Source organism: Bradyrhizobium sp. B039 (assembly GCF_038965675.1).
In the GTDB taxonomy this organism is placed as follows: Bacteria; Pseudomonadota; Alphaproteobacteria; order Rhizobiales; family Xanthobacteraceae; genus Bradyrhizobium; species Bradyrhizobium diazoefficiens.
Genome location: NZ_CP152416.1, coordinates 3,396,786 through 3,415,593, shown reverse-complemented (window position 1 = coordinate 3,415,593; position 18,808 = coordinate 3,396,786). Strand labels below are relative to the sequence as shown.

Here is an 18,808-nt window from a genome sequence, read left to right as displayed (position 1 = left end):
GGGTGCAATGGCTGAACGGTCTTTTGCTCGCGAAGTCGAGGATCTCCGGCTCGGCGACGGCGATACGTTCCGCGGCGAAGGCATCCTCGCCATCACCAAGGCACTGCTGCAATCCGGCGTCGCCTATGTCGGCGGCTACCAGGGCTCGCCGATCTCGCACCTGATGGACGTGCTCGCCGACGCCAAGGACGTGCTCGACGATCTCGGCGTCGTGTTCCAGAGCTCCGCCAACGAGGCGGCCGCGGCGGCGATGCTCTCGGCTTCGGTGATGTATCCCCTGCGCGGCGCGGTTGCGTGGAAGTCGACCGTCGGCACCAACGTCGCCTCCGACGCGCTGGCCAATCTGGCCTCGGGCGGCGTCACCGGCGGCACCATGATCATCGTCGGCGAGGACTACGGCGAAGGCTCCTCCATCATGCAGGAGCGCACCCACGCCTTCGCGATGAAGTCGCAGATGTGGCTGCTCGACCCTCGCCCCGACCATGAATGCATCGTCAATTTGATCGAGAAGGGCTTTGAGCTTTCCGAGGTCTCGAACACCCCCGTGATGCTCGAGGTTCGCGTCCGCGCCTGTCACATGCACGGCACCTTCGCCTGCAAGGACAACGTCAAGCCGGCGCATACCATCAAGGACGCGCTCAACAATCCCAGGCGCGACGTCAACCGCATCGTGCTGCCGCCGGCGGCCTATGAGCATGAGCAGGAGAAGATCAAGACGCGGATGCCCGCGGCTGTCGGATTCATCCGGGACAAGAAGCTGAACGAGTGGATGGGACCGAAGCACGGCAAGGTCGGCATCATCATGCAGGGCGGCATGTACAACAACGTGATCCGCGCGCTGCAATATCTCGGGCTGTCGGATGCCTATGGCAGCACGCAAGTCCCGCTCTACGTCATGAACGTCACCTACCCCGTGATCGACACCGAGGTCGCGGAGTTCTGCGTCGACAAGGATGCCGTGCTCATCGTCGAGGAGGGCCAGCCGGAATATCTGGAGCAGGCGATCAACACGGTGCTGCGCCGCAGGGACATCCAGGCGCGCATCCATGGCAAGGACGTGCTGCCGATGGGCGGCGACTACACCGCGCATGTCCTGCTCGGCGGCGTCAGGGAATTCCTGGAGAAGACCGAGCCGCGGCTGCTCGGCAACCGGCCGCCGGCGCCGGATGCCGCGCCCGTGCTCAATCACCCCGCGGTCGAGAAGCTCAAGCAGGTCGTGCCGGCGCGCCCGCCCGGGCTCTGCACCGGCTGCCCGGAGCGGCCGATCTTCGCCGCCATGAAGCTGGTCGAGGAAGAGCTCGGCCAGCACCACGTCTCCGCCGACATCGGTTGCCATTTGTTCTCGATCCTGCCGCCCTTCAATATCGGCGCGACCACCATGGGCTTCGGCCTCGGCCCGGCCTCGACCTCGGCCTTCAACGTCAAGGCCGACAAGCGCTCGATCGCGGTGATGGGCGACGGCGGCTTCTGGCACAACGGACTGACCAGCGGCATCGGCAATGCCGTGTTCAACAAGCATGACGGCGTGTTCGTCATCGTGGACAATTTCTACACCTCGGCGACCGGCGGTCAGGACATCCTGTCGTCGCGCGCGACCAACAAGCGGCGCAAGACCAACAATTCGATCGTGCAGGCCGTGAAGGGCATCGGCGGCCAATGGGTGCGTCAGATCGACCGCACCTATGACGTCGGCAAGATGCGCGACACGCTGAAGGAAGCGCTGACGACCAAGGACGAAGGTCCCAAGGTCATCGTCGCGTCCTCCGAATGCATGCTGAACAAGCAGCGCCGCGTGAAGCCGCTGATCAACAAGGCGATCAAGGACGGCGTCCGTACCGTCAAGGAGCGTTTCGGCGTCGACGAGGACGTGTGCACCGGCGACCACGCCTGCATCCGGCTCTCCGGCTGCCCATCGCTGTCGGTGAAGCAGCTCGACGATCCCTTGCGCGATGATCCGGTCGCGGCGATCGACAATTCCTGCGTCGGCTGCGGCAATTGCGGCGAGGTCTCCGAGGCCGCCGTGCTCTGCCCCTCGTTCTACCGCGCCGACGTCATCCATAATCCGACCCGCTGGGACATGTTCAAATCCAAAGTCGCGATGGCCGTGATCGGTTGGCTGCAACGGCGGCGCGATCGCCGGCGTCCGGCGCTCGAGGCACTGGCATGAGGGACGAGACGATCCGGCTGGCCCTCCCCGCCGCGGGCGAGGCAACCGAGCGGCCGATCTCGATCGCGATTGTCGCGATGGGCGGCCAGGGCGGCGGCGTCCTGACCGACTGGATCGTCCAGCTTGCCGAGAACCACGGCTGGGTCGCGCAGTCGACCTCGGTGCCCGGCGTCGCGCAGCGCACCGGCGCCACGATCTACTATATCGAGACGATGCCGCCGCTCGACGGCCGCAAGCCGATCCTGTCGCTGATGCCGACGCCCGGCGACGTCGACGTGGTGATGGCGGCGGAATTCATGGAGGCCGGCCGATCGATCCTGCGCGGCCTTGTGACGCCGGACCGCACCACGCTGATCGCATCCAACCACCGGTCCTTTGCGATCGGCGAGAAGATCGCGCCGGGCAACGGCATCGCCGACGGCGGCGCCGTCACCGGCGCCATCGGGATCGCCGCCAAGACGGAGATCATCTTCGACCTGAACGCGCTGGCGATCGCGCACGGCAGCGTCATCTCGGCCGCGATGTTCGGCGCGCTCGCGGCGGCCGGTGTGCTGCCCTTCAGCCGCGACAGCTATCTCGACGTCATCCGCGCAGGTGGGAAAGGCGCGAAGGCCAGCATTGGGACTTTCGAGGCCGCCTTCGACCGGGTCAAGACCGGCTCGCCCGACGTTGTGGCGCCGCCGCAACCGAAACAGGCCGGCAATATCCCCTCTCCTACAACGCCCGATCCGGATCTCGCCGGGCTTGTCGCAAGGCTGACGCAGGAGCTGCCCGAGCCCGCGCTCACCATGGCCCGCGCCGGCCTGAAGAAGGTGGTCGACTTCCAGGACGTCGCCTATGGCACCGAGTATCTCGACATTCTCAGGACGCTGCACGCGGCCGACCGCAGCGCCGGCGGTGCGGCCCGGACCTATGCCTTCACGGAAGCCGCGGCAAAGTACCTCGCCAACGCCATGAGCTATGACGACGTCATCCGCGTCGCCGACCTCAAGACGCGCGCCGGCCGCCGGGCTCGCATCGAGAGCGAACTCGAGATGTCGGAAGGACAGGTGCTTCAGACCACCGAGTTCATGCATCCCCGCATGGAGGAGGTCATGGGCGTGCTTCCCGTGGGCTTCGGCCGCTGGCTTGGCGCGCGGCCACGCCTGCTCGGCTGGCTCGATCGCCGCGTCAACAAGGGGCGCCGGGTGCGGACCTATTCGCTGCCCTGGTTCCTGGCGCTTTATCTCGTGGGCGGCCTGCGCGGCCTGCGCCGCCGCTCGCTGCGGCACGCCATCGAGACGGCGCACCGGGACGGATGGCTCAAGGCCGCCACCGACGCGGTCGGCACCAACTACCAGCTCGGTGTCGAGATCCTGCAATGCCGCCGCCTCGTGAAAGGCTATTCCGATACTCACAGCCGGGGGCTGTCGAAATTCGACAAGACGCTGGCGGCGATCAAGCTGGTCGAGCGACGCGAGGATGCCGCCGACTGGGCGCGGCGCCTGCGCGAGGCTGCGCTGAAGGACAGCGCCGGCCAGGAGCTCGACGGCGTGATCCAGACCATCAAGACTTTTGCGTGATGCGGGTCGAGCCCAGCACAGGATTGGATTGCCGTTCGGACCGGAGAACGTCAGGATCAAACGGCTTGACTGCGATTCTTAGGTTGCTAATCGGAGCGAAAGACCCGCGATAATCCCTCCAATTGACGAGACACCTTGTCCTCGATGGTCATGCGATGCCGGTAGCACTCAAAGAGAACATAGTTCCCGTCCCCGGGCAGATTGAAACCCGGCTCTGGCTCCAATTGCTGTCGCTGCATGGCGAGCTGTTCGCCTCGCTGAATTCGATGCTGAACTCCGAGTTCGGCCTGTCGCTCGCAAAATTCGACGTGCTGGCCCAGCTCGATCGCTACCGGGATGGGCTTGCGCTCGGTCAGTTGTCGCAAAATCTGAAAGTGACCGGCGGCAATGTGTCGGGCCTCGTGCAGCGTCTTCTCGCCGACGACCTCATCAGCAGGGAGATGTCGAGCGAGGACCGGCGGTCCTTCATCGTGCGCCTGACGCCGAAAGGCGAAGCGCTGTTCAGGAAGGCAGCCGAAATCCACAAGAAGCATCTCGGCAAACGGCTCGAGAACGTTTCGGCCCAGGAGCTGGACACCGCGTTGTCCGTGCTGAAATCCCTTTCTTCAAAACTTCACACCGACAGCAAGAAGCAAAGTCGCAAGAGATAATGGCCAGAGAATCCAAGAGCAAATGGAAGTCGGGTCCGCCGAGGACCAGGGACCAGCTGCAGACCTACATCCCGTATCTGTTCAACCGGCTCGCCAATCGCTGGAATCTCGACCAGAACCGCGACCTGAGCGAGCACGGCGTCAACAATGTCGTGTTCCGGACGCTGTCGGTGCTGTTCATCTACAAGACCCTCACCGTCAACGAGATCGCCGTTCTCGCTGTGACCGAGCAGTCGACGGCGAGCCGCATGGTCGAATCCATGGTGACGTCGGGCCTCGTCAAGCGCGAGATCGCGGAGGAGGACCAGCGCCGCCGCGTCGTGGGTCTGACGCCTGACGGCGAAGCGCTGCTGCGCAAGATCTGGCCGGTCATGGCGAACAACTACGACAAGCTGATCGAAGGCATCGCCCCTGACGACATCGAGGTCTGCGCGCGGGTGCTGGCCAAGATGGTCGAGAACATCCGCCAGAACCAGATCTGACGTTGTTGCTTGAGCATCTCCGCGCAATCGCGTTCCGCATTTGTCGCGGGGAAAGCCAGCGGTTGGGGACGCGGTTTCCCTGATGGATACATCCAGCTTCGTTTTGACAGCCTTCCTCTCCAGAAAGTGGAGCAGGATCAAGCAGCTCGACGTGATAAATGGACGCCGAGGATGACCAGGCTCAACGCCAACAAGGTCGCCGGGAAAATATCCTCGGACAGGAAAGCTACGGCGATCACGAGGCTCACCAGCGGCTGGCCAAACTGAAGCGGGGCGATCGAGGTGACGCCACCGTGCTCAAGCGCCCAAAACCACACTGCAAAGCCGATCAGCGTGCAGAAGACGGCCAGGAAACCGAGCGCGCCCCAGACGGCGAACGAGAGTTGACCAAGACCGGCAGCCAAGGCCGGAAATGCGGGAAGAGTGATCAACCCAGCGAGAAGAAGCGACCAGCAGGTCGCCGCGAACAGGCCGATCCGCGCTGAGAGCCGTGCGCCTGCGACATAGCCAACGCTGACCGTGACCGTACCGGCAAGAACAAGAAGGTCGCCGAAGAGCGTCGGCGCTGCCACGCTTCCGGCAGGGTTGCGGCCGGGAATGAGAATTGCCACGCCCATGAGCGCGATCGCGCTTCCAAGCCACCAGAGCGGCCTTGGCCAGCAGCGGGAAAGCAGGAAATGGACGGTCGCCGTGAAGATCGGAGCCAAGGCAAGGACGAGGGCGGCGTGCGAGGTGCTGGTGCGTGCAATGCCGACGCCCTGCAGGACGAATGATCCGGCGAACCCGACCAGGGCGCTGATCAGCAGCGCGATCCAGCCACCCCGGTCGCTCGGGAGTTCTGGCTTCAATGAGACGGCGATGGGGATGAGAATGGTGGCCGATAGCAACAGCCGGGCCAACCCGATCAACCCAGGTGACAATTCGCGGGCAACGATGGCGGTTGCTGCAGGAGTAGCTCCCCAGATCACAACGGCGACGCCGGCGCCCATGTATGCAAGGCGGGTTTTCGCTGTGGTCATTGCAGAAACCTCGGGGGGCCGGGCTGCAGGCCAAGATGACGATTACCCATTCTCGATCAGCGTTTCTTTGCGTTTGAAATGAGTATGGACATCCCCCGGCAAGTCGATCATGGGGCTACGTCGCCTGCCTAAACCGCAGTCCACTCCGTTCTGAGGACGGCCATTATCAATTCATCGCGATGGATTCCTCCAAAATAGGCGCTGCCACGTGCGATGCCTTCTGCCTTGAAGCCCACAGCTTCATACGCTCTGCGGGCTCGTTCATTCTCTGGAAAAACGCTTAGCCAAACACGGTGAGCTTCGGTTTCCCGAAAGACGGTGCCAACAACCGCGCGAACGATCCGCCTCCCTAGCCCCTTGCCAGGGTTCGACACCGCTATCCGTTTCAGACAGGTCACTCTCTCCGGAGCCCCCCAATCCCGGACAATGGCGAATCCAACAGAAGCCGCGCAATCCCTGGCAATGAAATAGGCATAGTGATTGTCATCGATAGCCGCCAGATGCCGCGCCTCGTCCCACCGGCCGACTAGTGTATGGTATCCTTCCGACCGTTCGGTCATCATCACGAATGGCAAATCCGTCTTGAACGCGCGCTCGATCTTAAGGTTCATCATCGGTCCATGCCTTCAAATAGATCGTGCGTCACACCGTCTTCCTCATATTTCCCCTCGGCGCCACTCCCCAGCCGGCAGCACGCGGATGCAGATGTAACGCGTCGCTCTGGTTCCGCGGCGAGATCAGAGGGCTCCTTAGTTGGGTCCTATCCGCCGCATTCTTGTCAACCGAAGCTTAAGGCACGACGTCGCTCGTGGCGCGCAAACGCGTGCGCGATTAGCTTGTCCATGAGGTCGGTTTGAGACAAGCCGCTTGCTTCCCAAAGCTTGGGGTACATGCTGCTCCATGTGAACCCTGGCAACGTGTTCGCCTCGTTGACAAAGACTTCATCGCCTTGAACAAAGAAGTCGACTCTGGCCATACCTTCGCAGCAGAGCACGTTGAAGACTTCAACGGCAAGTTCCTGAAGACGGCGAGCCTGTAGCAGGGGAAGGTCTGCCGGGATGTGCAGAGCGGCGCCATCGGCGTCGATATATTTTGCCTGATACGAATAGAAGCCGTGCTCGCTCGCGGGAACAATCTCGCCGAGCCCAGACGCTCGAATATCACCTGTCGATTCCTCCAGGACAGAACACTCGATCTCCCGCGCTCCGTTCAGAGCTTGCTCGACCAGGATCTTGCGGTCGTAGCGGAACGCGAGAGCACACGACGCTGCGAATTCCTCCTCGGACCGCGCGCGGGAGACGCCGACCGATGATCCCAGATTGGCGGGCTTTACGAACAAATCCGGCGTCCCGAGCGCGGCAACTGCCGCAGCGTATTCGATTCGGGACGAGGCAGTCGTTGTTAGGAACGGCACCACGGGAAGGCCAGCGTCGCGCATCAGCCGCTTGGAAACTTCCTTGTCCATCGCCACGGCAGAACCCGTCACCGACGAACGACACGTCGGCTAATTCCAGTGCTCCCTGCACCGTCCCATCTTCTCCGTTCGGCCCGTGCAAGATCGGAAATGCAACGTCGATACTCCCCGCGTCACTTCCTGTTGGTCCGTCGCAATGAACGAGGCGGCCTCGCCCGCCCGGCACAAGGCCGATCTCCGGTGCCTCGTCCGAAATTGTGAGCGCTGTAGAACCCGTTCCCGCGCCATTCCCTGAATCGCAGGCAAACCAGCGACCATCTCGCGATATGCCTATGAGATAAACGTCATAGCGATCGCTGTTCAGAGCTCGAAGGATATTGGCAGCGGATGCCCTGGAGACTTCGTGCTCAGCCGAGCGCCCTCCAAACAGCAGCCCGACAGTAATCTTACGTCGCTCTTTCGTCATCTCTCCACCGTATGCTGTCACAAACCAGCATCAGTCGGCTTCGAGCCAAGCTCTTGAACCTGGGTCACGGGCGGATAATATTGAGGCGCCTCCTTTCGATCGAACATGCCGTAGTCGCGAGACACGAGATACAATCGGATCGATGTCACGACGCCTGCCAACAAGAATTCCTCTGCCATTCGAAGCCCGTCTGCAAGCGACGATGCCAGGGCCAGGACGATGTATTCTCGCTCGCGAGAAATGCTCGCCAGAAGGTCACCTTCAACGCCCGCTTGGATGGGCGAGTTGGCGGTGGAAACGATCATGAATCGTTCTGGCCGCAGAACCGGGTCGTTGTAGCTGTTGGTGGTTTCGAATTGACGCGGAGCGCCGGCTTGAGGAGTCCACTCGCAGACGAGCTGGCCGATGCGCAGGCGATAGTCCTCGAAGTGCAGCTTTCTTCCCGCGATTTGCGCGGCATGATGCTTTGCGTGGGTACGCCATCCGGCAAGGCTTGCCTCATCGCGCCAGTGAGAGTGCGAAAGCACGATGCCTGGCCGACCGACGCTTTTGAAGCGGTCAATGAACAGAAGGCCGGGATTCTTGTCCAATTCGGGTCGTAGACCGGCGGCAATATCGAAATAGGCCTGCTCGTGTCCTGGTCGCGGCACAACTTCGAAGAACAATCCAATCATATCCGCTCCACTAGATTGTCGGGTCTGCATGCACCGCGCGGTTGGAGGTGGGACCGCATATCATCACTCTGAGTTCCGTTCTTGATGCGCCAAGAGCGATCCGCCGATGATTAGGCCCATTGCCAGAAACTACGATGGCTCAACGGGGTCATTGAGGCTGATGGCGGCGCTCATGATGCCAACGTCTGGAATCGCAAGTAAACCCTGGGACATTCCGCTCAAATAGCGCGACCAAATTTGCATTTTGCATAAGGTTTCAGGTGGCTCTATGAAAAGGGCCAGTTCCAAAAAATACAGAGAGCCAGAAAGATGCTCTTGCTGGAGGGGACGCTGCTCTTGTCGCCGGGAGTGAGCAGACCTTGTTGCTGCAACTGTCTGGGGGGTGAGGACGCGCATTACGAGCGGACGCCCGACCACCGGCCAACGCCTCCATGTGCCGCGCAGCTTGGCCGCCGATGGCGTCCACGCCCTTCAAGCCGGGGAAACTTACGGCACAACTCTTCGAGGCTGGCGCAATATCGCCCGTTGTCGGGCAAGCTGTTTCACAAATCAAAAGAGCGAGGATTGTTTCTTGGATTTGCGGCATGGAATGAGAGGGAGATCGACCGTGCCACACGGGTTGTCGACCGGATAATCCGTTGACGTGCACAATGCGGGGCCGTCACGCAGCGCGGAGTGTCGGCCGGATAGCTCCCGCTAGATGACCGTCAATCGGCGGCGTCCAATTTTGCCCGCCGAATAGCGCTTACGGCCCCAGGCCCACGAGGCTGGTACCGCCGCAGACATAGAGCACCTGGCCGGTGACGAAATCGGAACGTTCGTCGAGGAAGAAGGTGATGGCGTGCGCCACGTCCTCGCGCGAGCCGAGCCGCCCGACCGGGACGTTGCGCGCCATCCGCGCCTGCTGCTCGGAGCCCTTGGGAATGACGCCCCAGAAATTGTCGGTCAGGATCGGCCCCGGCGCGACCACGTTCACGGTGATGCCGCTCGCGGCGAGCTCCAGCGCCCAGGTCCGCGCCATGCCATGCACGCCGGCCTTGGTCGCCGAATAGGCCGAGCGCGTCGCCGCGCCCATCGCCGCCCGCGAAGAGACGAACACGATGCGCCCGAAGCGACGCGACAGCATCCCTTCCAGCGCCGCCTGGGTCAGCAGCATCGGCGCGCCGAGGTGCAACTGCGCCAGCATCAGAATGTCTTCCGGCTTCGCGTCGGGCAGCAGGTTCGGCAGGATGACGCCCGCATTGTGCACGAGGCAGTCGATGGCGTGATTCCGGCCGATCTCCTGCGCGATCGCGCGCGTCTCCGCGATGTCGGTCAGATCGGCGCGATAGGCCGCGAGCAGATCATGGGTCCAGTCCGGCTTTTCCAGCCCGACCGAGACCACGCGCTGCCCCTTCTCGACGAGCTTTCTCGCCAGCGCCTCGCCGATCCCCGAATTGCCGCCGGTGATGAGTGTGGTGCGGATCTCGCTCATGATCGATTCCCTACCCCGCGTCAGACCTGACGCCGCTTGAGGTCGCGGAGGTCGAAGAAGGCGCCATCGCGCATCAACCTTGCGACAAAATCCTTCAGCCCGCCGCGCTGGATCTTCTCGGTCGCGGTCAGCGGCAGGCTGTCGACGAAGCAGATCCAGCCCGGCGCCTTGTAATAGGCCATCTGCTCCAGGCTCCAGCGGACGACGTCCTCGGCGAGCGCGCGGCCGGCGCCGGCCTCCTCGGCGATGATGACGGCGGCAACCTCGTCGCCGCGCACCTGATCGGGCGTCGCCGCAACCGCGGCCTGCCGGATCGCGGGATGGCGGTTGAGGACGGACTCGACCTCGACCGCGGCAATGTTCTCACCGGACCGGCGGATCACGTTCTTCTTGCGATCGACGAAATGGAGATCGCCATCCACATCGCGCGACACGATATCGCCGGTATGCAGCCAGCCGCCCTCCCACGCCTCGGCGGTCGCCTCCGGGTTTTTCAGATATTCGCGGAAGAAGCCGTAGCGCGGGTCGGCGCCTGCCCGCCGCACCAGGAGCTCGCCCGGCGTCCCAATTGGGGCGTCATTGCCGCTGTCATCAACGATACGAACGTCAACTTCGGGTGCGGGTCGCCCGAAGCAGCTGGTGCCGATCTTGCGCGGCTCGACATTGGCGGCGATGACGCCGCCGCTGCCCGTCTCGGTCATCGCCCAGGCCTCCAGCAGCGGAAAGCCGAAGCGGTCCTCGAACGGCGCGTGCAGCAGCTTGTCGACGCCGGCACCGAAGCCGAAGCGAACGGTGTGCGCGCGGTCCTGCTCCGACGGCGGCGCGCTCATCAGCATCGAGGGCATGACGCCGAGATAATGCAGGCAGGTCGCGCGGCTGTCGCGCACGGAAGCCCACCAACTGCGCGGATGGAAGCGATCGAGCATGGTCAGGCTGCCGCCGACCGACAGCATCGCCATCAGCGACACCGCCATCGCGTTCATGTGGAACAGCGGCAGCGGCGTGATCATGCGCTCGCCGTCGGGCTTGAGCGCGATCAGCCCGCCGACGTCGCGATACCAGTTTCCGGAATGCAGGAAATAGGTGTTGGTGAGCACGCAGCCCTTGGGCTGACCTGTCGTCCCCGACGTATAGAGCAGCGCGCATTCGGTCGCGCCGTCACCCGTGCTCGCCGGCCGCACGCCGCCGAATGGCGCGGGCACGTCGTCCTCGCTGGTCACGACGGGGATCGGCCGACCGGCCTGGCGCGCCGCCGTCTCGACCTCGTCGCGCCGCTCGGCAAGCACGAACGCCGCGTTCATCTCGGAATGCGCGATGATGTATTCGAGCTCGCTCAGCCGCAAATCCGGATTGATCGGCACCACGGAGACGCCGAGCGCGTTGAGCGCGAACCACAGCTCGACGAACACCGGCCTGTTCTGGAGCAGCAGCCCGACCCTGTGGCCTTCGCCGTAGCCGCGGCCCGCGAACGCGGCGCGCCAGCGCTCGACCCGCTCGAGCATGGCGCGATAGGTGATCTCGCCCGCCGCGATGCCGTAGATGGCGGCCGTCTCCGGCAGCACGTTGAGGAAGCCCGCCTCGCCGCGGCGAAGCGCGGTCTCGCGAAAGCGGGCGTAGACTGTGGTCGCAGCGGTCAAATTCGTCTCACATGAAGAGCTGGATGTTGCCGAACGGCGCGTCGAAATTGACGAGATCGACGCGCTTGAGCTTGATCTTCAGGGCATCGCCGACCTGGACGAGATCGTGCGAGGCCCATCCCGAATAGCGCTCCAGCATGTCGCCGCGCGTCTCGGTGTAGATGTAGGACGTCCGCGCCTTGAACACGCCGGCAGCCGTGTCGCACGCCACGATCTGCGGCGCCTGCAAAAGATGATGGCAACGGCTCTTCGGCTTCTGGCTGAAGGTGCGCTCGCCGGCCAGACGCTCGACCCGCACCTTCAGGAGCAGCAGGTCCTCATACATCAGCGACGGCTGAAGCACCGGATCCTGCTGCTGCCATTCGAGCGGCATCCAGTAGCGCCCCTCGGGGTGAAACAGATCGAGCCAGGCCTGCCACTGCATCGTGTCGAGCAGCTCGGCCTCGCGATAGATGAAGTCCGTGATCGTCTTCTCGGTGATCATTCGGCGGCCTCGACACGCTTGTCCATATCCATGGTCATGAATTTCGCCCAGGCGTGGAACTGGTTGCGCATCTGCCGCTCGGAGGTGCCGTTGATCACCGCCGTGACGTCCTGCTCTTCATGGCTCTCGTAGAGCCGCCGCAGATTGACCCATTGATTGCCGTTGGATTTCAGGCCTTCCTGCGCCCGCTCGTACATTTCGAGGTCGTCGTGTCCGACGATTGAGGTCGGCGCGTTGATGAAGCGGTTGTACATCAGCGCCCGCTCGTAGAGCTTGTCGGGCGCGCCGACCAGGCGATAGACCCAGCTCTCGACCAGGGTCTTGTCGACCGCGATCGGGATGAAGTTGCGCAGGATCTGGACGGCACCCTTGACCATGATGTTGGGGAAATAGACGGTGTTGTGCCTGACCTCGCCGAGGATCTCGTGCGCCCGCTTCTCGCCGTAGGCCGCGACCATCTGGTCGAGATAGCCCGGGACATCCGAGTAGTTCGAATGGATGGAGTTGGCGACGCCGGTGTGGCCATGGCCGTTCGGCCAGATCCTGATGCCGCTCTGCTCGTAGAACTCGTACGGGCTCATGAAGGGACTGTAGAGCTGCACCGCCATCGGCGTTTCCGTGGAATCGCCCTGCTCGCGCTTCCAGACCTTGACCGCAGTGCCGGCCGAGCTCTCATGCGCCACCATCGGATGGCAGGTGTCGGTCTGGTTCTCGACCAGCATCTTCCAGTTGCAGGTGTGCATGTAGCGGATCGGCGTCGCCATGACGGCGAGCTTCCCCTCCGGCGAGCGGTCGACCATGTTGTCGATGGTCGAAAGGCTCTCGCCGAAATAGTCCTCGAAGGAGACGCCGCTGTCGCTGAGCCGTGCGAAGATGAAGTCGCGATGGATCACGACGTTCTTGACCCTGGACAGCCCCTCATTCGCCTGGGTGTCGCCGAAGCCGGTGCCCTCGTAGCCCTTCTTCAGCGGGATCGCGAGCAGCGAGCCGTCGGTCTTGAAGGACCAGGCGTGATAGGGGCAGCGGAAGAACTTTCCGGTGTTGCCGCAGGGCTCGGAGGCGATCTTCACGCCCTTGTGCGGACAGCGATTGTAGAACACATGGATGGAGCCGTCGGTATGGCGGCTCGCCAGCACCGGCTGGCGGCCGATCGTGGCGGTGATGAAATCGCCAGGCTTCGCCAACTGGCTGGCATGCCCGACATAGACCCAGCTGTTCGGGAACAGATGCTCCATCTCGAGCTCGAAGATCTCGGGGTCGACATAGACGTCGCGATGAACCTCGGCCTCGCGCACCAGCGCGGCAATCGCGTGGGCATCCCTTCCGTATTTCGCCATGGCGTCCCTCGCCTCCCTCACAAATCCAGCACCAGACGTTCCGACTTCGCGCGCGATACGCAGATCTGCATGACCTTGTTGGAGGCCTTCTCGTCGTCGCTCAGGATGACGTCGCGATGGTCGGGTACCCCTTCGACCACGCCGCACTGGCAGATGCCGCAATCGCCGCGCTGGCAATCGTAGAGCACGTCGAGCCCCGCCGCCTCCAGCGCCTGGATAATGGTTTGGCCGGCTGCGACGCCGACGACCTGTCCGGTCGATCTGATCTCGACCTCGAACGGCAGGTCGGGTGAAGACGGCTGCTCCGCCTTGAAGAGCTCGTAGTGAATGCGGTCCGCCGGGACGCCCTCGGCAAGCGCGGCCGCCTTCACCGCGTCTATCATCCCCGCCGGACCGCAGACGTAGATGTGGGCGTTCGCGGCTGCTCCCCTGAGCGCCACGGTAAGATCCAGGCGGGACTCGTCACTGTCGTAATGAACGGACAGGCCTTTAGCGCAGATGTCCCGCAGATGCGGCAGGAACGCCAGAAGTCCTTGCGTACGGCCCGCGTAATGCAGGCGAAACGGACTTGCGCGGGCGGTGAGCTCCGCCGCCATCGACAGGATCGGCGTGACACCGATGCCGCCGGCAAACAGCAGCGCGGGCGCCGGCCCCTCGTGCAGATGAAAATTGTTCACCGGCGCGCTTGCCTTGACGACATCGCCGATCTTCAGCGCATGCATGAACTGCGAGCCGCCGGTCGAGGCCTCCTCGCGCAGCACCCCGAGCGCCAGCGCATCCTCGGCAAGACTCGGCAGGGCCATCAGCGAGTACGGCCGGTCGCCTCCGTTCGGGAGCGCCACGCGGATATGTGCGCCTGCCTGCCATGGCGGCACGGGGCCGTCCTCCACGCCAAGCACAAGGCTCCGTACGAACGGTGTCTCCGCGGCATACGACCTGACCCTGAGCTTGAGCGGATGCGCGTCCATTCAGGCATCTCACGAATTATATGAATTTGCATATTTTTAGACATGTAATAATTGGATGTCAATCGGGCGCAAGGGGCTCATGGGGCGGCCATGGCGGGAGGTCCCGGCGCCGGCCGCCTATTCGATCGGCGCCGGCCGCACCAGCTGGAAGAGATCGCGGGGCCTCGCATACCAGCCCGACCCGTGCATGCGGGCGATGAGGTCGAGGCCGACCGTATCGATATAGCCTCTCTGTGCATCGATCACGAACTGCTCGGCCACATGAGCACAGACGATCTCGCCGATCACCGCGATCTGCCGGGGCCCGGTCTCGTGAACCGAGAGGGAGCGACATTCGAACGCCACCGGGCACCCCTCGATGAGCGGAGGCGCAACCATCTGCGAAGGACGTGTTTGAAGTCCCGCGATCTCCATCTCGTCGACACCGGCCGGAGCATCGACGGCCGTCGCGTTCATGGCTTGAGCCATCTGGTGCGACACCAGGTGAGCGACGAACTCGCCCGTTTCGACGATATTCTGCGCCGTGTCTTTCAAGCCCTTGTTCGGATGACGCAGCAGGCCGAGCACGACCGTCGGCGGTTCGTGCCCGAGGACGTTGAAGAAGCTGAAGGGCGCGGCATTGGCGGCGCCGTCCCGGGAGCGGGTCGTCACCCACGCGATGGGGCGCGGCGTAACGGTCGCGGTGAGAATCTTGTAGCGGATATCCGCCGGAAGGTGGCCCATATCGAAGAGCATCGGTCCCTCAATTGCGCGCGCGAACGGCGCTGACGGTTGATACTGCCCGCTTCGGTCGATCGTCGACGACGAGCTGGAAAACGTCCGGACGGGAATAGTGCCCCGCGGCGTCGAAATCAAACTTGCCGCGCGTCACCTCATCGAGCGCAATGTCGGCATACAGGATGGTCTCCCCCTCAAAGCATGGGCCCGCCAGCACCTTGCCGAGCGGATTGACGATGGCGCTGCCGCCGCGCATGAGCACGGTCTCGGGATCGGCACCCAGCGCGCACTCGTAGTCCGCCGGGAAGGCGCCGCGCTTGAGATGCTGACAGGCCGTCAAGACGAAGCAGCGTCCCTCCAAGGCGATATGCTGCATGGTCGGAAGCCAGGTATCGCGATCATCCGCGGTTGGAGCGCAGTAGATGCTGATGCCCTGGCTGTACATGTGCATGCGCAGCATCGGCATGTAGTTTTCCCAGCAGATCACGGCGCCGATATTGCCGAGCGAGGTCTCGAACACCGGCATGGTCGAGCCGTCGCCGACCCCCCAGATCAGCCGCTCGCCCGCGGTCGGCATCAGCTTGCGGTGCTTGCCGACGAACCCGCGCGCCCCGTCGAAGAACAGGGCCGTGCAGTAGAGCGTGCCCTGCTCTCGCTCGATGCAGCCGATGACCGTAAAGGCACCGGTTGCGGCCGCCGCCGCGGCGATCGTCTCGACCTCCACGCCATCGAGATCGATGGCCGCCTCCCAATACAAACGGAACGCCTCACGTCCTTCGGGCTTGCGCATGCCGACGGGAGCGCCGAACGAATTTCCCTTGGGATAGCCGCCAATGAAGGCTTCGGGGAAAACGACCAGCCTGGCGCCGGCACCAGCGGCCTTCTCGATCAGGGCTGCCGCCTTTTGCGCCGACACCAGCGAGCTTGTCGGATCTGACGCGGCCTGAACGACGGCCGCCTTGTAGGTGTTCGGTCGGTTGATATCCATCATGTCATCCCGGGCACGGAAACGGAGAGCGGGCCGCTGCCGCGGCCCGCCAGCATGTCATACTCAGTGATCCGCCTCGATTTGCGGCCTGTTCGGCAGCATGATCGATCCGATCACGGCGACGACCGTGCAAATGACGACCGGATACCAGAGCCCCGCAAACACATCGCCGACCGCGAGCGAAAGATAGGTTGCAAAGAACGGCAGGAAGCCACCGAAGATGCCGGCGCCGATGTGGTAGGGAAACGAAAGTGCCGTGTATCGGATGTTGGCCGGGAACACCTCGACCAGGAACGACGCCACCGGCCCATAGACCATCGCGACGATGACGGTCATGACGACCAGCAGAAAGACGATGTAGGCTGACGACACCTTCGCGGGATCCGCCTTGGCAGGGTAACCCGCCTCGGACAAGGCCTTGCGATAAGCCGCCGCATCATATCCGGCAATCGTCTTGCCGTTGACCGTCATGGCTACGGCCTGGCCGTCGACCGGGGCGGCATAGCTGAAGTTGATGCCGCTTCCGATCAACAGCTTCTTGGCCTGGACGCAAGGCTTGCCATGATCGCCATGCGAGCTCAGCAATGCGGCCGCAAGGCCGAACCGGCATGCTTCGCTGGTGGTGTCGGCGTGCACCGTCACCGGCGCACTGCGGGTCGCGGCCACGAGCTGCGGGTTTGCTGCCTCCAGCAGCGACGAAAACATCGGCCGGTAGCACAGCGCCGAAAGTACGAGACCCGTCATCATCAGCCATTTGCGTCCGACCCGATCGGACAGCCAGCCGAAGAAAACGAAAGCCGGCGCACCGATGACGAGGCCGATGACCATCAGGGTATAGGATGTCTGCAGGTCGATCCTTGCGATCTGCTGCATGAAGATCATCACGTAGAACTGGCCGGTGAAGTAGGTTGACCCCATCCCCGCGGTCACACCGAACAGCGCGATCAACACCAGGCGAAGGCTGGACCACCGGGCAAAGGTGTCTCTGACCGGGCTCCTGGACAGGCGACGCTCGGCCTTGAGACGCGTGAAGACGGGCGATTCATGCAGCCTGGCTCGGACGTAGATCGAGAACGCCAGCATCGCGATCGAGATGATGAAGGGAGCGCGCCATCCCCAGGCCTTGAAGTCGGCCTCGCTCATGACGCTCTGCGTGCCGATGATGACCGCAATGGAGAGCGCCAGCCCGACCGACGATGTGATCTGGATCCAGCCGGTCAGAAGCCCGCGCCGGTCCGGACGCGAATGCTCCGCAACGTAGATGACGGCACCGCCATATTCGCCGCCGACCGCGAGGCCCTGGATCAATCGCAGCATGACCAGCGAGATCCATGCAGCATGACCCACGCTGGCATAGGTGGGCAGGAAGCCGATCAAGGCCGTGCCGCCGCCCATCATCACGATGGTGATGAGGAAGGTATATTTTCGACCGACCAGATCGCCGATGCGGCCGAAGACCACTGCGCCGATCGGCCGGATCACGAAGCCTGCCGCAAGAGCACCGAGCGACGCAAGCACGGCGGCGGTCGGGTTGTCCGGCGGAAACAATACCGAACTCATGAACACGGCCAGCGAGCCGTAGATGAAGAAGTCGTACCACTCGAACACGGTGCCGAGGGTCGAGGCGAGAACGACCTGCCGCTCCTCGCTGCGCGTCAGATTCTGGTCGGCGGGTACCGCCGTCGCTCGTGCATCCATCGTCATTCCCCTGTTTGCGCCCGCGGCCAAACCCAGCCCCGCTTCAGGCAATTTTATTTAGTCATATACATATGATGTCGTCAAATACAGCAAGCTTGAATATCCGGCGCGACGCGCCCAATAATGCGCCAGCACGACACCCGCCATAACGCCCTGATCTATAAGGATTTTCAGTGAAGAAGCCGCGCCGACCCCGTCCGCCGGATCCGGCGCCCGCATCCGCACGAGGAGCCAAACCCGGCAAGATCACCAAGGCGGAACGGCCCGGACGGCGCGGCATTCAGTCGATCGAGATCGGCTTCAAGATCCTCGACTACCTCAGGACCGAAATGCGGCCCGTGCCGCTGAAGATGATCGCCGCCAACACCGGAATGTCCGCGGCCAACGTCCACTATTATCTCGTGAGCTTTCAGGCGGTGGGCATCGTCCGACAGGAGAGCGACACCGGCTGCTATGCCCTCGGCCCCTACGCATTGAAGCTCGGCATGGCGGCCATCGAGCAATTCGACGTCTTCGCCGTCGCGCGGCCGGCCATGACCGAACTCGCAACGACGATCGGCCACACCGTATTTCTCGGCGTGTGGGGCAATCGCGGACCGACCATCATCTATCGCGTCGAGGGCGGAGCCAGCCGGCCCATCATCGAGCTGCGCGTCGGAAGCGTCCTGAGCCTGCTGCGGTCCGCGCTGGGGCGAAACTTTCTTGCACATTTGCCGCGCTCGCTGACGGGCGAGATGCTGGATCAGGAGCTCAAGGAGGAACGCTCGCGCGAGACGCGGGTCGATGACGCGCCAACCACCAAGGCCGAGGTGGAGGAGATGATGGACACGATCCGGCGCGACGGCATCAGCCGTTGTCGTGACGCGCTGCTGCCGAACTTCACCTCCCTGTCCGCACCGATCTTCGACCAGGGCGGATTCATGATCGCGGCCATCACGATGATGGGCCCCATCGGTATTCTCGACGATGACCTGAAAGGTCCGACAGCGACGGCCCTGAGCGCCCACGCGCGCGCCCTCTCCGCGACCGCCGGCTGGCAAGGCGGAGGCTGAACCGCCCTCGCCGGCTCGA

16 protein-coding genes and 1 pseudogene are annotated in these 18,808 nt (G+C 63.5%); 5 read left to right on the top strand and 12 right to left on the bottom strand.

All coding sequences use genetic code 11. The features are described 5' to 3' along the window. Positions 1–7 precede the first annotated feature (7 nt). The 4 genes from AAFG50_RS15890 to AAFG50_RS15875 all read left to right on the top strand — a co-directional run bounded on the left by AAFG50_RS15890 (position 8) and on the right by AAFG50_RS15875 (position 4,861). Positions 8–2,167 (top strand): indolepyruvate ferredoxin oxidoreductase subunit alpha, encoded by a 2,160-nt coding sequence (locus tag AAFG50_RS15890; protein ID WP_028172010.1) that lies wholly within the window; start codon positions 8–10, stop codon positions 2,165–2,167. Then, positions 2,164–3,729, top strand: coding sequence for an indolepyruvate oxidoreductase subunit beta family protein (locus AAFG50_RS15885; protein ID WP_028172011.1), 1,566 nt, complete (start codon positions 2,164–2,166; stop codon positions 3,727–3,729). The genes AAFG50_RS15890 and AAFG50_RS15885 overlap by 4 nt, the downstream gene beginning before the upstream one ends. Positions 3,730–3,884: 155 nt before the next feature. After that, positions 3,885–4,379, top strand: a complete 495-nt coding sequence (locus AAFG50_RS15880) for a MarR family transcriptional regulator (RefSeq protein WP_028172012.1) — start codon at positions 3,885–3,887, stop codon at positions 4,377–4,379. Further along, the gene (locus AAFG50_RS15875; protein WP_028172013.1) at positions 4,379–4,861 is read left to right on the top strand and encodes a MarR family winged helix-turn-helix transcriptional regulator; all 483 of its coding nucleotides are present in this window, start codon (positions 4,379–4,381) and stop codon (positions 4,859–4,861) included. Before AAFG50_RS15880 ends, AAFG50_RS15875 begins: the two co-directional genes overlap by 1 nt. A gap of 137 nt (positions 4,862–4,998) precedes the next feature. Here the strand turns inward: AAFG50_RS15875 and AAFG50_RS15870 are convergent, their stop codons facing one another. From AAFG50_RS15870 to AAFG50_RS15815, 12 genes and pseudogenes are all read right to left on the bottom strand, one after another. Further along, on the bottom strand, positions 4,999–5,880 hold the full coding sequence (locus AAFG50_RS15870) for a DMT family transporter (RefSeq protein WP_028172014.1): 882 nt from the start codon (positions 5,878–5,880) through the stop codon (positions 4,999–5,001). 128 nt (positions 5,881–6,008) lie between these two features. Beyond that, positions 6,009–6,491 (bottom strand): GNAT family N-acetyltransferase, encoded by a 483-nt coding sequence (locus tag AAFG50_RS15865; protein ID WP_231166676.1) that lies wholly within the window; start codon positions 6,489–6,491, stop codon positions 6,009–6,011. 167 nt (positions 6,492–6,658) lie between these two features. Next, positions 6,659–7,760: pseudogene (locus AAFG50_RS15860) on the bottom strand (D-alanine--D-alanine ligase family protein). Positions 7,761–7,777: 17 nt separating this feature from the next. Beyond that, positions 7,778–8,434 (bottom strand): antibiotic biosynthesis monooxygenase, encoded by a 657-nt coding sequence (locus tag AAFG50_RS15855; RefSeq protein ID WP_063623010.1) that lies wholly within the window; start codon positions 8,432–8,434, stop codon positions 7,778–7,780. Positions 8,435–9,179: 745 nt separating this feature from the next. Then, the gene (locus AAFG50_RS15850; RefSeq protein WP_028172016.1) at positions 9,180–9,908 is read right to left on the bottom strand and encodes an SDR family oxidoreductase; all 729 of its coding nucleotides are present in this window, start codon (positions 9,906–9,908) and stop codon (positions 9,180–9,182) included. Positions 9,909–9,928: 20 nt separating this feature from the next. After that, positions 9,929–11,545, bottom strand: a complete 1,617-nt coding sequence (locus tag AAFG50_RS15845) for an ATP-dependent acyl-CoA ligase (RefSeq protein WP_028172017.1) — start codon at positions 11,543–11,545, stop codon at positions 9,929–9,931. Positions 11,546–11,552: 7 nt separating this feature from the next. Further along, positions 11,553–12,029, bottom strand: coding sequence for an aromatic-ring-hydroxylating dioxygenase subunit beta (locus AAFG50_RS15840; RefSeq protein WP_028172018.1), 477 nt, complete (start codon positions 12,027–12,029; stop codon positions 11,553–11,555). Beyond that, positions 12,026–13,366: a Rieske 2Fe-2S domain-containing protein gene (locus tag AAFG50_RS15835; RefSeq protein WP_028172019.1), complete on the bottom strand. Its 1,341-nt coding sequence runs from the start codon at positions 13,364–13,366 to the stop codon at positions 12,026–12,028. The genes AAFG50_RS15840 and AAFG50_RS15835 overlap by 4 nt, the downstream gene beginning before the upstream one ends. Positions 13,367–13,383: 17 nt before the next feature. Beyond that, positions 13,384–14,334, bottom strand: a complete 951-nt coding sequence (locus AAFG50_RS15830; protein ID WP_028172020.1) for a PDR/VanB family oxidoreductase — start codon at positions 14,332–14,334, stop codon at positions 13,384–13,386. A gap of 117 nt (positions 14,335–14,451) precedes the next feature. Beyond that, on the bottom strand, positions 14,452–15,069 hold the full coding sequence (locus tag AAFG50_RS15825; RefSeq protein ID WP_028172021.1) for a flavin reductase family protein: 618 nt from the start codon (positions 15,067–15,069) through the stop codon (positions 14,452–14,454). Between the two features lie 7 nt (positions 15,070–15,076). Beyond that, positions 15,077–16,042 (bottom strand): nitrilase, encoded by a 966-nt coding sequence (locus tag AAFG50_RS15820; protein WP_028172022.1) that lies wholly within the window; start codon positions 16,040–16,042, stop codon positions 15,077–15,079. Between the two features lie 60 nt (positions 16,043–16,102). Next, positions 16,103–17,737 carry an MFS transporter gene (locus AAFG50_RS15815; protein WP_063623012.1) on the bottom strand — a complete coding sequence of 545 codons (1,635 nt, stop codon included), beginning with the start codon at positions 17,735–17,737 and terminating at the stop codon, positions 16,103–16,105. A gap of 173 nt (positions 17,738–17,910) precedes the next feature. Between AAFG50_RS15815 and AAFG50_RS15810 the strand changes: the two genes are divergently transcribed. Beyond that, positions 17,911–18,789 carry an IclR family transcriptional regulator gene (locus tag AAFG50_RS15810; RefSeq protein ID WP_049832418.1) on the top strand — a complete coding sequence of 293 codons (879 nt, stop codon included), beginning with the start codon at positions 17,911–17,913 and terminating at the stop codon, positions 18,787–18,789. Positions 18,790–18,808: the final 19 nt, after the last annotated feature.